Source organism: Knoellia pratensis, from assembly GCF_042666395.1.
GTDB classification, from domain to species: Bacteria; Actinomycetota; Actinomycetes; order Actinomycetales; family Dermatophilaceae; genus Knoellia; species Knoellia pratensis.
The window spans coordinates 1,263,783-1,278,109 of the sequence record NZ_JBHTDJ010000001.1 but is presented as its reverse complement, the minus strand read 5'-3'; the positions used below and the strand labels follow the sequence as shown (position 1 = coordinate 1,278,109).

12 protein-coding genes and 1 tRNA gene are annotated in these 14,327 nt (G+C 67.9%); 4 read left to right on the top strand and 9 right to left on the bottom strand.

Annotation, left to right across the window (positions count from 1 at the left end; all coding sequences use genetic code 11):
• The first annotated feature begins 14 nt into the window (after nucleotides 1-14).
• Nucleotides 15-344: a TraR/DksA family transcriptional regulator gene (locus tag ACFQRE_RS06140; RefSeq protein WP_380119990.1), complete on the top strand. Its 330-nt coding sequence runs from the start codon at nucleotides 15-17 to the stop codon at nucleotides 342-344.
• Between the two features lie 106 nt (nucleotides 345-450).
• On the opposite strand, the gene rsmI is transcribed toward ACFQRE_RS06140, so the two are convergent.
• Complete coding sequence (rsmI, locus tag ACFQRE_RS06135) at nucleotides 451-1,299, bottom strand: 16S rRNA (cytidine(1402)-2'-O)-methyltransferase (RefSeq protein ID WP_380119988.1); 849 nt, start codon at nucleotides 1,297-1,299, stop codon at nucleotides 451-453.
• Between the two features lie 51 nt (nucleotides 1,300-1,350).
• Here rsmI and ACFQRE_RS06130 point away from each other — a divergent pair, with 51 nt between their 5' ends.
• Nucleotides 1,351-2,904 (top strand): dolichyl-phosphate-mannose--protein mannosyltransferase, encoded by a 1,554-nt coding sequence (locus ACFQRE_RS06130; RefSeq protein ID WP_380119986.1) that lies wholly within the window; start codon nucleotides 1,351-1,353, stop codon nucleotides 2,902-2,904.
• Nucleotides 2,905-3,069: 165 nt separating this feature from the next.
• Complete coding sequence (locus ACFQRE_RS06125; RefSeq protein WP_380119984.1) at nucleotides 3,070-6,681, top strand: TM0106 family RecB-like putative nuclease; 3,612 nt, start codon at nucleotides 3,070-3,072, stop codon at nucleotides 6,679-6,681.
• Between the two features lie 10 nt (nucleotides 6,682-6,691).
• Here the strand turns inward: ACFQRE_RS06125 and ACFQRE_RS06120 are convergent, their stop codons facing one another.
• The 4 genes from ACFQRE_RS06120 to ACFQRE_RS06105 all read right to left on the bottom strand — a co-directional run bounded on the left by ACFQRE_RS06120 (nucleotide 6,692) and on the right by ACFQRE_RS06105 (nucleotide 10,351).
• Nucleotides 6,692-7,705: a YihY/virulence factor BrkB family protein gene (locus ACFQRE_RS06120; RefSeq protein WP_380119982.1), complete on the bottom strand. Its 1,014-nt coding sequence runs from the start codon at nucleotides 7,703-7,705 to the stop codon at nucleotides 6,692-6,694.
• Between the two features lie 44 nt (nucleotides 7,706-7,749).
• Nucleotides 7,750-8,520, bottom strand: coding sequence for an SDR family NAD(P)-dependent oxidoreductase (locus tag ACFQRE_RS06115; protein WP_380119980.1), 771 nt, complete (start codon nucleotides 8,518-8,520; stop codon nucleotides 7,750-7,752).
• A 238-nt stretch (nucleotides 8,521-8,758) separates the two neighbouring features.
• A complete protein-coding gene (locus ACFQRE_RS06110; RefSeq protein ID WP_380119978.1) occupies nucleotides 8,759-10,012 on the bottom strand; it encodes a globin domain-containing protein in 1,254 nt (417 codons plus the stop codon).
• Between the two features lie 266 nt (nucleotides 10,013-10,278).
• Nucleotides 10,279-10,351, bottom strand: a tRNA-Ala gene (locus ACFQRE_RS06105).
• 73 nt (nucleotides 10,352-10,424) lie between these two features.
• Between ACFQRE_RS06105 and ACFQRE_RS06100 the strand changes: the two genes are divergently transcribed.
• Nucleotides 10,425-11,651, top strand: coding sequence for an AI-2E family transporter (locus ACFQRE_RS06100; protein WP_380119976.1), 1,227 nt, complete (start codon nucleotides 10,425-10,427; stop codon nucleotides 11,649-11,651).
• Nucleotides 11,652-11,715: 64 nt separating this feature from the next.
• Here the strand turns inward: ACFQRE_RS06100 and ACFQRE_RS06095 are convergent, their stop codons facing one another.
• Genes ACFQRE_RS06095 through moaC form a run of 4 tightly spaced genes read right to left on the bottom strand, consistent with a single transcriptional unit; the run spans nucleotide 11,716 to nucleotide 14,283 of the window.
• Complete coding sequence (locus tag ACFQRE_RS06095) at nucleotides 11,716-12,672, bottom strand: hypothetical protein (protein ID WP_380119974.1); 957 nt, start codon at nucleotides 12,670-12,672, stop codon at nucleotides 11,716-11,718.
• Between the two features lie 26 nt (nucleotides 12,673-12,698).
• Nucleotides 12,699-13,364, bottom strand: coding sequence for a GNAT family N-acetyltransferase (locus tag ACFQRE_RS06090; protein WP_380119972.1), 666 nt, complete (start codon nucleotides 13,362-13,364; stop codon nucleotides 12,699-12,701).
• Nucleotides 13,364-13,858: a MogA/MoaB family molybdenum cofactor biosynthesis protein gene (locus ACFQRE_RS06085; protein WP_380119970.1), complete on the bottom strand. Its 495-nt coding sequence runs from the start codon at nucleotides 13,856-13,858 to the stop codon at nucleotides 13,364-13,366. Before ACFQRE_RS06085 ends, ACFQRE_RS06090 begins: the two co-directional genes overlap by 1 nt.
• Nucleotides 13,855-14,283, bottom strand: coding sequence for a cyclic pyranopterin monophosphate synthase MoaC (gene moaC / locus ACFQRE_RS06080; RefSeq protein WP_380120444.1), 429 nt, complete (start codon nucleotides 14,281-14,283; stop codon nucleotides 13,855-13,857). The genes ACFQRE_RS06085 and moaC overlap by 4 nt, the downstream gene beginning before the upstream one ends.
• Nucleotides 14,284-14,327 lie beyond the last annotated feature (44 nt).

Sequence of the window (14,327 nt, the reverse complement as noted above, 5' to 3'; positions counted from 1 at the left end):
GACACGATGCGTGGGTGGAGGAAACCCGAAGCGTTCTCGAGCAGGAGCGACAGGCGACGCTCGACCGGCTGACGGCGCTGACCGGCGACTTCGACCGGATCGTGGACTCCTCACGCGACAGCAACGCCGACGACGAGCACGACCCCGAGGGCGCGACGATCGCCTTCGAGCGCTCCCAGGTCGACGCCCTCATCCATCAGGCGCGCGCCCATCTCACCGAGATCGAGGCAGCGCTCACCCGCCTGGCCGACGACACCTTCGGGGTGTGCGCGAAGTGCGGTGGCCAGATCCTGAAGGCCCGCCTCGAGGCGCGACCCACAGCACGAACCTGCGTCACCTGCTGACTCGCCTTCGTGCCCCAGACGGACACTCGTCGCTGCGCTCCTCATGTCCGTTTGGGGCACGAAGTGGGGTGTGGGGTCCGGCACGAAGTCGCTCGTGCGTTTGGGCTCAGGGTTTCTGGGCGGCGAGGGCAGCGTTGTAGAGGGCTGACTTGGACAGGCCCGTGGCCGAGGCGACGTCGGCGCACACGTCCTTGAGCCGCTCTCCCTCCGCGACCCGGTCGAGGATCGACGTCAGGTTGCTCTCGACGTCACCCGCGACAGCGAGCGCCCCAGCCACCACGACCGTGATCTCGCCGCGCACCCCGTCATCGGCCCAGGCCACCAGCTCGACCAGGGACCCACGCCGGACCTCTTCATACGTCTTGGTCAGCTCACGGCACACCGCCGCCCGACGGTCCCCACCGAACGCCTCCTCCATCGCAGCCAACGACTTGGCGATCCGGTGCGGCGCCTCGAAGAACACCATCGTCCGCTTCTCTTCAGCTAGAGCCCGCAGCGATCTCATTCGTTCCCCACCCTTGCGCGGCAGGAACCCCTCGAAGCAGAACCGGTCGACGGGCAACCCGGACACGGCCAGCGCCATCAACACCGCAGAGGGCCCGGGCACACACGTCACCCGAACGTCGATCCCGACCGCAGCGGAGACCAGCCGGTATCCCGGGTCGGAGACGGACGGCATACCCGCATCGGTGACGACGAGAACGCGAGCGCCCTCGCGAAGTCTCTCGACGAGATCCGCGGTACGCGACGCCTCGTTGTGCTCGTGGTAGCTGACGACCTTGCCGGTCGGGTTGACGTCAAGGGCCTGGCACAACCGGTGCAACCGGCGCGTGTCCTCCGCCGCGATGACGTCGGCGGTGGCCAGTTCGTCCGCCAGCCGGGGGGCTGCGTCGCGTGGGTCGCCGATGGGCGTGGCTGCGAGCACGAGAACTCCGTCACGCGGTTCAGCAGTCATGTTGTGATCCTCCCACGGGGTTTCACAAGGAGCGTTGCCTACGATGGCCCGGTGACCCGGACCGACGAGCTGCGCGACCGCCTGCTCGGGACAACTCCCACGGACCGCGCCTGGGGTTGGGTCGGACCGTTGTTCATTGCGGCGATCGGGGGATTCCTCCGCTTCTGGCACCTCGACCGGCCGCACTCGCTGGTCTTCGACGAGACGTACTACGTCAAGCAGGGCTGGTCGCTCATCCAGCACGGCGTCGAGATGCGCGTCCAGGGCAAGAACGAGGACGCCGACAAGCTCTGGAACGCCGGCAACGTCAATGTCTTCAGCGACCAGGGCGACATGGTCGTCCACCCACCCGTCGGCAAGTGGCTCATCGGTGCGGGCGAATGGCTGTTCGGGCCGACGAGCTCCTTCGGATGGCGCTTCGCCGTCGCTGCACTCGGGACCCTGTCGATCCTCATCGTGGGTCGCGTCGCCCGTCGCATGTTCGGCTCGACGCTGTTGGGTTGCATCGCCGCACTGCTGCTCGCGGTCGAGGGCACGCACTTCACAATGTCCCGCACCGGCATCCTCGACATGATCGTGTCCTTCTTCGCCCTCGCAGGTTTCGCGGCGCTCGTCGTCGATCGAGACCAGAGCCGCGAAAAACTCGCGACGATCGTCGGACGGCGAGCACCCGGCATACCCCTGAAAAGAGGTCCGTGGCTGGGAGTCCGGCCCTGGCGCTGGCTCGCGGGCATCTCACTCGGGTTGTGCATCTCCACGAAGTGGTCGGGCCTGTTCTTCCTGGCGGTCTTCGGGTTGATGACGGTGCTGTGGGACGTGGGCGCGCGCCGTGCGGTGGGCGTGCGGCCGTGGCTTCGCGAGGGGCTCTTCAAGGACGGCCCGTATGCCGCGGTGCAGCTCGTCGTGACCTCCGCCGTCGTCTACGTCGCGTCGTGGTCGGGCTGGTTCGCGTCATCGGACGGCTATCACCGGAAGTGGAACACCTTCCACCCCGGCGAGGGCATCCAGTGGCTGCCGGCGGTCCTGCGCAACTTCGTGAAGTACCACCAGGACATGTGGGACTTCAACACCACCCTGTCGACGCCGCACTCCTACTCGTCGAACCCGTGGGGCTGGATGATCCAGGCGCGGCCGACGTCGTTCTTCTATGCGGGCACGAAGCGCGGTGAGGGGTCGTGCACCGTCGACTCGTGCTCGCAGGCCGTGCACACGATCGGCACGGTGTCGGTGTGGTGGGTCGGGATCGTGGCGCTGCTCGTGTGCGCGTTCTACTGGGTGGTGCGTCGCGACTGGCGGGCGGGCGCCGTGCTGGCCGGGATGCTCGCGGGCTATGCGCCGTGGTTCATGTACCAGCACCGCACGATCTACGCCTTCTACTCCGTCGCGTTCGAGCCGTGGGTGATCCTGGGGCTGACGTTCTGCGCGGGGTTGGTGCTCGGGGGCCGGTCGGCGACGCGGGAGCGGCGACGGTGGGGCGCGATCGTGGTCGGCGGCTATCTGTTGGTGACGATCGCGTTGTTCGCGTGGTTCTACCCGATCTACTCGGCGCAGGTCGTGCCGTACTCGCACTGGTTGCGGCTCATGTGGTTCCCGTCCTGGATCTGAGCGCGATGACTTTCCCGCCGGAAGTGGGTTTCACTCACTTCGCCTGATCGCCGCGGCCATGTGATGTGCCAAGACATCGCTGACACCGATGCCAAGCGAAGTGAGAGGTCCTGGCGGGCCCCCACCTCCCGGCCCGTGTCAGTGCACGTACCTATCGTGTGAAACATGTTCCTCCTTCGTGACGACGGGCGTCTGATCCTCAGCCCGAGCGACCTGCGCCTCGCCTCCCTGTGCGAGTTCGCGCTCGTCCGCGAGCTCGACGTCACGCTCGGTCGCGCGCCCAGGGCGCCGCAGGCAGAGGAGCTGATGATGGAGCGACTCAAGGAGCTCGGAGACGCCCACGAACGCCAGGAGCTGCTTCGGCTCTCGGCCGCGCACCCGGGGCGGGTCAAGCAGTTCCCTCGGCCGGCCTATGACCTGGCCTCCCTGACCGCGGCTCACGACACGACGATTGCCACGCTGCGGGGTGACGACACGGACGTCGTGTTCCAGGCGACGTTCTTCGACGGCGGACTCGTCGGTCACGCCGACTTCCTCGAGCGCACCTCCGACGGGTGGCTCGTCTGCGACACCAAGCTTGCGCGGTCCGCGAGCGTCCCAGCGTTGCTCCAGATCGCGGCGTATGCCGCCCAGTTGCGTTCCGCGGGCGTGCCGACTGCTCCCGTGGCGCGGTTGGTCCTGGGCAGTGGTGTGTCGACGGACCACCTGCTCGACGACATCCTTCCTGTGTATGCCGCGCGACGGGCTCGGTTGGAGTCGGTGCTGGCGGAGCACCGCGCCGAGTCGGGACTGGCGCAGTGGGGCGACCCGCGCTGGTTGGCGTGTGGCCGTTGTGAGGTGTGCGAGGCCGAGTCGGAGGCTGCGCGTGACGTGCTGCTGGTGGCGGGCGTGCGGTTGCCGCAGCGTCGCCGGCTGCTGGAGGCCGGAGTCACGACGATCGAGCAGTTGGCGGTGCGCACCGAGCCGGTGGCCGACGTGCGCGAGTCGACGTTGGCGCGGTTGCGCGAGCAGGCCAGGTTGCAGCTTGTGCAGGAGGCCGATCCGGGGGGGCGCGTCGTCGCCGAGGTGACGTCTGCTGCCGCTTTGCGTGCCCTGCCCTCGCCGAGTGATGGCGACATCTTCTTCGACTTCGAGGGCGACCCCCTGTGGAGTGAGCGGGATTCTCACGACTGGGGATTGGAGTACCTGTTCGGTCTCGTCGAGATCGACGGTGTCGACATGACTGGCGGCGAGAAGCCGCGGTTCGTGACGTTCTGGGCGCATGACCGCGCTCAGGAGAAGCAGGCTCTCCTCGACTTCGTCGCCTATCTGCACGAGCGTCGGCGCCAGTGGCCGGATCTGCACGTCTACCACTACGCGCCCTACGAGAAGACGGCGTTGCTGCGGCTGGCGGCACGCCACGGGGTGTGCGAGGACGACATCGACCAGTTCCTGCGCGACGGGGTCTTCGTCGACCTGTATGCCGTGGTGCGAGCGGGAATTCGCGTGTCGCAGCGGTCCTACTCCATCAAGAAGCTCGAGCCCCTCTACATGGGCGACCGCACCGCGGCGGTGGCCAAGGGTGACGACTCGATCGTGGCCTACCACCGGTTCGTCCTCGCTCGTGAGATCGAGGACCGCGCCACCGCCGAGCGCGAGATCCAGGACATCGCCAACTACAACGAAGAGGACTGCGTCTCGACCCTGCTCCTGCGCAACTGGCTGTTGTCGCGTCGGGTCGAGGCCGATGGTGTCGGCGAGCCCAATGGGTCCACCGCGTCGCCTCTGTCTGGTGACGGATCGCTGCCCGGTGTTGCTGCTTCGGCGCAACTGCCGAGCGACTCGCGAGTGGCCCTCCTAGAGCTCGAGGCGCTGCTGCGTTCCACGATCGACGGCGTCAAGCCTCAGGACCGCACGGCCGAGCAGCAGACCATCGCCATGGTGGCAGCGACCCTGCTGTTCCACGCCCGTGAGGACAAGCCGTTCTGGTGGAAGCACTTCGACCGGTTGCGGCTGCCCGTCACCGAGTGGATGCCCGACCCCGGTGTCTTCCTCATCGAGGACGGCGAGGTCGTCGAGGACTGGCACAAGGACACCCCGCGGCAGCGTCCTCGGCGCACGATCGTCGTCAAGGGCGAGCCAATGGGTGGAACCCTGCTGGCACCCGGGGCCGAGATTGCTGCGGTCTATGCCTCTCCCCCGCCGCTGGGCGTCGAGGTGCTGCCGGGCCACCTCAACGCCAAGTCGTCGGCCTCCGTCAAGGTCCTCGAGACCGACGACGTCATCGCGCCCAATGGTCACGTGCACCAGGTGCTGACGCTCGAGGAGCTCATGCCCAAGGACGGCGACGAGCACTCCGACGCTCCCGCCGCCCTGGTGCCGAGCGGCATCGTTCGCACGACCAACATCGACGCGGCCCTCGAGCGCCTGGCCCGTCGGGTGCAGGCTTCGCTGCCCGAGCTGCCTGCCGGCGCCGGAGTCGACGTCTTGCTGCGGCAGCCGCCGCGCCTGCGGTCCGGTGGTTCGCTGCCCGTCGTCGGTGAGGGTGATGACCGATATGTCCGCGCCATCGAGGCTGCGCTGCTCGATCTCGACCGATCAGCCCTTTCGGTGCAGGGCCCTCCCGGGACCGGAAAGACCTACGTCGCCTCGCAGGTCATCGCGCACCTCGTGCGTGACCACGGCTGGCGGGTCGGGGTCTGCGCCCAGTCCCACGCTTCGATCGAGAACGTGCTCGCCGCCGTTGTCGAGGCTGGGGTCGAGCCCGAGCAGGTGGGAAAGATGACCAAGGATGCGACGGATCCTTCGTGGACCGACCTCGCCTCGGCCGACGACCTCGCAGGCTTTGCGGCAGAGCAGCAGGGTGGCTACGTCATCGGCGGCACGGCCTGGGATCTCACCAACCCCAAGCGCGTTCAGCCGGGTCAGCTCGATCTCTTGGTCATCGACGAGGCGGGGCAGTACTCCTTGGCGAAGACCCTGGCCGTGGCGGAGTCGGCCGATCGCCTTCTCCTGCTTGGCGATCCGCAGCAGCTGCCCCAGGTCTCACAGGGCACCCACCCCGAGCCCGTCGATGCGTCAGCCCTCGGATGGGTCATCCGCGCCGAGCGTGAGGACGAGCGCGTGCTGCCCTCGACCCACGGCTACTTCCTCGAGACGACCTGGCGCATGCACCCTGCCCTCACCGAGCCGGTCTCCCGACTGGCCTACGAGGGCCGGTTGCGCTCCCACGAGGACCGCACCGCCAAGCGCCTGCTCGAGGGAGTGGACCCGGGCCTGCACGTCCGCCTCGTCGACCACCGCGACCGCGCCCAGTGGTCACCCGAGGAAGCCGACGTCGTCGTCGACCTCGTGCGCGACCACGTCGGCCGGGGCTGGCAACTCTCCCCCGACGAAGCGTCGCGGCCACTCGGCCAGAACGACATCCTCGTCATCACGCCCTACAACGCGCAGGTCGGCACGTTGCGGGCTGCCCTCGACGCAGCGGGATTCCTCGACATCTCCGTCGGCACCGTCGACAAGTTCCAGGGTCGCGAGGCGCCCGTGGCGATCGTGTCGATGGCGGCGTCCGCCCACGCCGACGTCCCTCGGGGCATCGGTTTTCTCCTCGATCGCCACCGGATCAACGTCGCGGTCTCACGAGCCCAGCACGCGGCATACCTGGTTCGTTCGACCGTGCTGACGGACTTTGCGCCGCGCACTCCCGACGAGCTCACCGCGTTGGGCGCATTCCTCGGGCTGTGCGAGCGCGCCGTGACAACGACGGCCAACGTGCAGCACCCGACGGTGAGCGCCTGACCGGCTCGAATCAGCGCGCTGGATCGACGGGCTGGTCGGGCTCGATCGGTTCGACCGGTTCCATCGGGCGCTCGAAGTCGACGTCAATCTGTTGGTACTCCTTGAACCGACCGATGCGCGCCTGCTGTGCATAAGCGCGGCGGTCGCCATCGGTGAGGTCGACGTTGTCGGTGAACTGCGTGAGGAGCGCCCTCGGATAGAGGTGGCGTTCACGCACGACGTCCGCCTCGGCAAAGAGCACCGTGCCGAACGCGGCCAGGTGGAAGAACGCGAACAGCCCGATGACGATGCCGAACACACCGTTGGTCGCTGACGTCGAGCTCGCCGCTCTTTCGACGAGCCCGACCCCGAAGTACTGCAGCACCTGCCACGTGCCTGCGGCCCCCACTGCTCCGACCACCACCTGCTTCAGCCCCAGGTCGAGCGCGACGGCGCGACGCATCCCGAGCGCGAACACCAGCGCCGTCCCCAAAAAGGTGATGACCGTGACCGCGAAACGCGTGGTCACCGGGAAGTCGTCACTGGCCCGAGCACTGACGATGGAGATCGTGGTGGTCAGGATGACGAAGAGCAGGATCGTCAACAGGAGCAGGAAGCTGCGGCCCCGCGCCCTGAAGGGGTTGGGCCGAGAGTTGCGCGGCACGCCCCAGACCGTATTCATCGCGTACTGGAAGGCCTGCCCGACGCCGAGTCCGCCGTACAGGGCGACGACGCTGCTCACGATGATTCCCGTCGCGCTGCCCCGCAGGGTCTGCGGCTCCCCCAGCTGCTGGCCGATGATCGGAATCTCCGAGAGCGCCGAGTTGAGCACCAGGTCCTGCAGGTCCTGGTAGTTGGACAGGACGAAGCTCAGCGCTGTCGTGAAGAGGATCAGCAGCGGGAAGAAGGACAGGAACGCGTAGTAGGCGATGAGCCCGACGAGGTAGCCCGCCTGGTCGTCGATGAACTTGTAGATGACGGCAAGGGGGTAACCCACGACGGGGTGCTTGCGCTGGAAACGGTCCAGCCGTCCGACTTGTGCCACGCGGGCATCTCATCACACCTGATCGACTACAGGGACCGGGTCGGTCAGAAGGCCGTGTAGCCACCATCGGCGACGAGCACCGAGCCGGTGATGAAGGAGGACGCGTCGCTGGCCAGGAACACCACTGCTGGCGCCAGTTCTTCGACCGTTCCGTAGCGCCGTAGTGGAGCGTCCTCGATCCAGTTCTGTCGGAAGCGTGGTTCGTCCACGGGCGACATGTCCGTTTTGATGTAGCCCGGCGCGAGAGCGTTGACGCGGACGCCGAACTCACCCCATTCGGCCGCAAGACTGCGAGTGAGGTGATGCACGGCAGCCTTGGAGGCGTTGTAGGCAGGCTGCCACTGAGGCCGGTTGACGATGAGTCCGGACATGGACCCGATGTTGACGATCACCCCTGCGCGTTGCTCGACGAAGTGCCGGCCGAAGGTTTGGCTGCAGGTCCACACGGCGTCAAGGTTCACGGACATGACCTTGCGCCAGTCCTCGGGCGTCACATCCAGTGCTGGCGCATGGACGCACGCGCCGGCGTTGTTGACCAAGATGTCACATCGCCCGAACCGAGTGATGGTCTCCTCGAGAGCCCGGGTCACCTCATCGGGCTCGGTGACATCCGCGGTCAGGTATGCCGCGTCGACGCCTTCGCCGATCAGCTCTGTGGCAACGGCCTCGCCCCGCGCCCGATCCCGGCCGAGCAGCATCACCGACGCCCCGGCGCCGCCGAGGGCCCGGGCAAAACCTTCACCAAGGCCTCGGGTCCCGCCAGTGACCACGGCGACTCGTCCGTCGAGACTGAAACTGCTTCGGGTGTCGATCACGATCGGTCCTCCGTTGCTGGTGTGTCTTCGTTGACGCGGACCGTCCGAGGACCGGTCTGCCCACCAAAGGAGACTAAGGCGTTGGCGCTCGTGCGGCGGGGTCACAGAAAGTTGCGCCCTCGCGGCACCTCATCACGGGAATGGGGACGGGCCGGCCCGCGCAGACAAGGTCTCCTCGGTGGGTCGAGTGGCTCGCTCTCCTGGGGATCGCGAAGAACGGGTCACGGCGGTCTGTGACTCAGGCCGACGCCAACCACTTGTCCGGGCCGAAGACCTCGTAGTGAATGTCAGTCTCGGGGACGTTCTGTTCGATCAGGCTGGTGTGTACGGATTCCATGAACGGCAGCGGTCCGCACAGGTAGAACTGCGCGTCGGTGGGGATCTCCACCGTCCCGAGGTCGACCCGTCCGGCCCGGAGGACGTCGCGGGTCGGGCGAACGCCGAGGTCCTCGTACCACCGGTGCAGGGAGGCAGTCGGCATGGCTGCCACCAACTCCTTCAGCTCTTGCCGGTGGGCGTGCCGCGCCGGTGAGCGGTCGGCGTGCAACACCAGAACTTCGCGGGCAGAGCCGATGCCCGCCAGGTAGTGAAGGATGCCAATGATGGGGGTGGCGCCGATGCCCGCAGAGATGAGGACCAAGGGCTGGTTTGAGTCCTCGACGACCAGGTCGCCGAAGGGAGCCGAAGCCCTGATCTCGTCACCCTCGAAGAAGTTGTGGTGCAAAAAGTTCGACACCTCGCCAGCCGGAATGACTGTGCCGTCAGCAGCATGAGTCATGGGGGCGGCCTTGACCGAGATTCCCCACTCGCTGGGCTCGGAAGATCGAGTGAGGCTGTACTGGCGGATCTGGCGGGCGCCATCCGGCAGTGTCACCTGGACCGACACGTACTGTCCCGGACGCGCGTCCGGCAGCGCGCTGCGGTCAGCGGTGCCGACCACGAAGGACACCGTGTCCGGCGACTCCTGGCGGCGTTGGCGCAGGACGAGGGTGCGCCACACGTCACCGTCTGCCACGCCGGCTTCGGCGTACAAGCCTTTCTCGATGGTGACCAGCGCTCCGGCCATGTGCCAATAGACCTCGTCCCAGGCGCTGGCGACTTCGGCGGTGAGCGCGTCACCGAGCACCTCGACGATCGCGGCGAACAAGTGCTCGTGGACGATCGGGTACTGATCCTCAGTGATGCCGAGCGAGGCATGCTTGTGGGCAATGCGGGCCAGCACCTCGACCGGGTCGCGCCCATCCTCCGCCACCAAGAGCGTGGCGTACGCCGCGATCGCGCCTGCGAGCGCGCTCTGCTGGTCACCTTGGGCTTGGTTGCCACGATTGAACAGATCACGTTCGAGCTCCGGATGCGCGGCGAACATGCGCTTGTAGAACACCGGCGTGATGTCGCCGATGGCGGCGCCTATGACGGGCAGCGTGGCCTTGACGACGGCGGCGGACTTGGTGGACAGCATGGGGTCTCCGTGAGGTGTCGAGGAATGGGTCATGGCTTCTTCTTGGCAGACGAGAAGCCTCTCCGCGCACCACTCGATCATCGCTCGAGCAGGAGGCGTAGGGCCAAAGGTCCCCCGGCCCGGGTGAGGGTCACCTGCTCCGCCTCTGATCGGTGGTGACCTTCACCTCCGGCTGAACTGGACCGTCTCAACACCCGGGGGTACCCGGAGGCACACACAACCGGACCCGATGGGAATGACACGAAGAAACCCCGCCTCACCGAGCACCTTCGTGCTGGTCAGACGGGGTTCCGAACGGGTGGAGCTGAGGGGATTCGAACCCCTGGCCTTCTCATTGCGAACGAGACGCGCTACCAACTGCGCCACAGCCCCATTGAGCGGCATCACGATAACACCGGCCGCGGCTGGTCACGAAACCGGACGAGCGCGGCATACGCTCAACGGCATGCGCCTTCGTATGCCGTCCGGCCGAGTCGGCCGCGCCGACCCCGCTGACCTGCCAAGACTTGGGATGCCGGCCCCGGCAATCGAGGCCTCACCAGCACCCGGTCAACCCGCCGTCGACACCGATCCGACGCACCAGCCAGCAGCGTGGCAGGTCCCCATGGGAGTGCGCACCGCCAGCGAGTGGTCGTGGCGACTGATCATCATCGCGGCAGCAGTGCTCGGCACGTTGTGGGTCTTCGCCTACCTCTCCGAGGTCACGGTGCCGATCATCATCGCCCTGCTCCTCGCGGCCCTGCTCATGCCGATCACCCGCGGCCTCGCTCGCGTCATCCCGCGCGGTGCGGCGGCCGGCCTGACCGTGCTCGGCACCCTCGCGGTCATCGTGGGCGCCCTGAGCTTCGTCGGCTCGCAGTTCTCGGCGCAGTTCAGTGACATCAGCGCCCAAGTGGGTGACGGAATTGACGAGATCCGCAGCTGGTTCCGCACAAGCTTCGGGGTCACCGACACCCAGGTCGACGAGTGGATCGACAAGGCTCGCGAAGAACTGAGCTCTGGTGGGGGCAACATCGGCGAGACGGCCGCGCAGGCGGGCCTGACCGTGACGCACGTCCTCGCCGGCTTCTTCATCGCGATGTTCGCGCTGTTCTTCTTCCTCTATGACGGTGAGCGCATCTGGGCGTGGGTCGTCCGCCTCTTCCCACGCACCTCCCGCGACCGCGTCCACTCCTCCGGCGTCATCGCCTGGGGTCAGCTCTCGGCCTTCACCCGCGCGACGATCCTCGTGGCTGCGGTCGACGCCCTCGGCATCGGCATCGTTGCCGGCGTGCTCGGGGTGCCGTTCGCGTCGGGTGTCGCCGTGCTCGTCTTCTTCGGCGCGTTCGTTCCTGTCATCGGTGCCGCCATCTCGGGTGCTGTGCCGGTCCTGCTCGCCCTCGTGGCCCTGGGCCCGGTCCAGGCCCTGATCATGCTTGGTGGCGTCGTCGCGGTGCAGCAGCTCGAGTCGCACGTGCTGCAGCCGTTCCTGCTCGGGCGCGCGGTCCGGGTGCACCCCTTGGCCGTCATCCTCGGGATTGCCGGTGGCGTGGTTGTCGCGGGCATCCTGGGTGCACTCATCGCCGTCCCCCTCGTGGCCGTTCTCAACGCCGTGGGCCACCACCTCCTCGACGGAGAGCCGGTGCCCGAGGCCCTTGCGGACGAAGTCGAGGAAGCGAAGCAGTTGAAGTAGCCCCCAGCCGAATGACGAACGCCCCGCGAGTTCGCGGGGCGTTCGTCGTAGGTGTGAAGGGGAGTCAGCCGCCGGCCGTGCGGCGCTGCAGAACTTCGTCGTATGCCGGGTGCTCGGCTTCAGCTGCCGGCTCGGCTTCCCGAGTGGGTGCGGGACGCTCGGCGGCCTTGGCTTTCATCGTGTAGGTCGGGCGCGGCACCGGACGGGGGTCCCAGGTGAGCGGGATGTCGTCCTCGTCGAGCTCGGGCAGGGGCACCTCGTGCTGGGCGACGGGCTGCAACTCCACGGGCTCGTGAGCAGCGGGCGCGGACGTGGCGGTGCTGACCGCAACCTCGGAGGCCACGTCGAAGGGTGCCGACTCGTGGACAGGTTCAGGGGTGGGCTCGCTGGCGACGGTGTCGACCGAACGCTGCGGCGACGCAGTGGACAGGGACGCAGCAACAGGTGCGGACATCCGCGCAGCAGGTGCTGAGGTCCGAGCCGTGGCACGACGGGCGCGGCCGCGAGCTGCGCGCTTCGCCTTGATCTCTGCCTGGACACCGGCGCGGAGCCAGACGAAACCACCGGCCGCCATCACCAGTGGCACGACGAAGGACCACGACACCAGCACACCGAGGACGGACAGCAGTCCGAAGATGACGGTGCCGGCCAGGCCGATGAGGACGACGGTGCCGCGGGTGGCGCGGTTGGGGCGCATGCCGACGTGGGTCCCGGCGATCGGCTCGATGACCTCAGTGCGCTCGATCTGCTCGATCGGGGCAGCGACGTGGGCTTCGGCGCGCTTGACCGTGACCTGGGGTCGCATCGCACGGGCGGGACTCACGGCATACGTGCGGGGAGCCTGTCCGCCGTGGTCGAGCGAGGGCAGCGGTGCGCGTCGCTGGAGGACTCGCATCGTCTCCGAGAAGGCGTCCACGGACCGGATTGTGGCGAGGTGCTCGCGCCGACGGACCCAGTACTGCACAAAATAGGCAGCCCAGATCCCGATGATGACCAGGAAGATCAGGCTGCTCGGCTGCACGAACACGACGTTATGCGTGCAGAGGGTCAGTCAGTCGGACCCTCTACGGTGTGTCGCCCACGTGACTGTTGTGACGTGTGGGTCAAACGGTCCATGACCGTCCCACCGGCGAGATCCTCTGTCGTCAGGGCGAAAGAGCGATGATCGCGCCAGTCTCCGTCGATGTGGAGCATCCGCTCACGCAGACCCTCGTCGCGAAAGCCGAGCTTGCGGACGACGGCCAGGCTGGCGGTGTTCTCGGGCCGGATGTTGATCTCGATCCGGTGCAGGTCGAGATCCCGGATGACGTGGTCGGCGACGAGCGCGAGCGCCGTCGGGATGATCCCCTTGCCGGCGACCGATTGCGCCACCCAGTAGCCGACCGTGCACGACCGGAGCGACCCCATGACGATGTTGCTGACGTTGAGCTGCCCCACGAGCCGGCCGTCGGTCTCGATGACGAGTGGGATCATCCGCCCGGCGAGCGCATCCTCCTGATAGAGGGTGACGAGGTCGTCGAAGGTCCGAGGCGAGGTTGCCGGCGTGGGCGAGGTGGCATCCCACGGGCTGAGCCAGTGACGGTTGAGCGCACGCACTGACGTGTACTCGTCGGCGTCCTCCGGTCGCAGCGGCCGCAGCAGGATCGGCACACCCCGGGGCGTGGTGCCGGCCAGGAGCAGTGACCAGCCCCGACGCGGACGGTTCCAGTGCATCAGTGGTCACCTCCCGCGAGCTGGCTGAGGGCGTGGCCAAGGACGGGTTCGAGCACCGCGAGAGCGTCGCGCACCCCACCGGTCGACCCGGGCAGGTTGACGACCAGCGTCGCACCGGCCACACCGGTGAGTCCGCGCGACAGCATCGCCGTCGGCACACCCGCGGCGACTCCGGCCGCACGGATCGCCTCGGCGATCCCGGGGATCCCCCGATCGAGCAGCGGGGCGGTCGCCTCGGGAGTCGCATCCGTAGGGCTGATGCCGGTGCCGCCGGTCGTGATGAGGAGGTCGGGCCCTACCGCCAGGGCAGCAGCGAGTGTCTCGGCGATGTCGGCGTCGGCCACGACGGTGGGGTCGTCCACCTCGGCCCCCCAGGCGCGCAGGGTCTCGACGATGAGAGCCCCACCCTTGTCGGGGTAGACGCCCTGCGATGCGCGTGTCGAGGCCGTGACGACGATGGCGCGGCGGCCGGCGAGGCCCGGCTCGGTGCTCACGGCTCGACCCAGTCGCCGGAGCGGCCACCGGACTTCGCAGTGACGCGCACGTCGGTGATGCGGGCGTGCTTGTCGACGGCCTTGACCATGTCGATGAGGGCGAGGGCGGCAACGCTCACGGCCGTGAGGGCTTCCATCTCGATGCCGGTGCGGTCGGCAGTTCGAACGGTGGCCGCGATGTCGACGCCGTCGTCGACGACGTCCAGGTCGACCGAGGCTGCGTGGACGGCCACCGGGTGCGCGAGCGGAATGAGCTCCGGTGCGCGCTTGACCGCCTGTATGCCGGCGAGCCGGGCGACCGCGAGCGCGTCACCCTTGGGGACGGTCCCGTCCCGCAGGGCGGCCACGGCCACCGGCGACAGGAGAACCCGCCCGCGGGCACTGGCTTCACGGGCGGTGATGGCCTTGGCCGAGACGTCGACCATGTGCGCCGTCCCGTCAGCCCGGACGTGCGTCAGCCCGCTGTGAG

Excerpts from the sequence above, each read along its gene's own strand:
- rsmI (WP_380119988.1), bottom strand. The coding sequence starts at position 1,299 with ATGACTGCTGAACCGCGTGACGGAGTTCTCGTGCTCGCAGCCACGCCC.
- ACFQRE_RS06125 (WP_380119984.1), top strand. The coding sequence starts at position 3,070 with ATGTTCCTCCTTCGTGACGACGGGCGTCTGATCCTCAGCCCGAGCGAC.
- ACFQRE_RS06110 (WP_380119978.1), bottom strand. The coding sequence starts at position 10,012 with ATGACCCATTCCTCGACACCTCACGGAGACCCCATGCTGTCCACCAAG.
- ACFQRE_RS06100 (WP_380119976.1), top strand. The coding sequence starts at position 10,425 with ATGCGCCTTCGTATGCCGTCCGGCCGAGTCGGCCGCGCCGACCCCGCT.
- ACFQRE_RS06090 (WP_380119972.1), bottom strand. The coding sequence starts at position 13,364 with ATGCACTGGAACCGTCCGCGTCGGGGCTGGTCACTGCTCCTGGCCGGC.
- moaC (WP_380120444.1), bottom strand. The coding sequence starts at position 14,283 with ATGGTCGACGTCTCGGCCAAGGCCATCACCGCCCGTGAAGCCAGTGCC.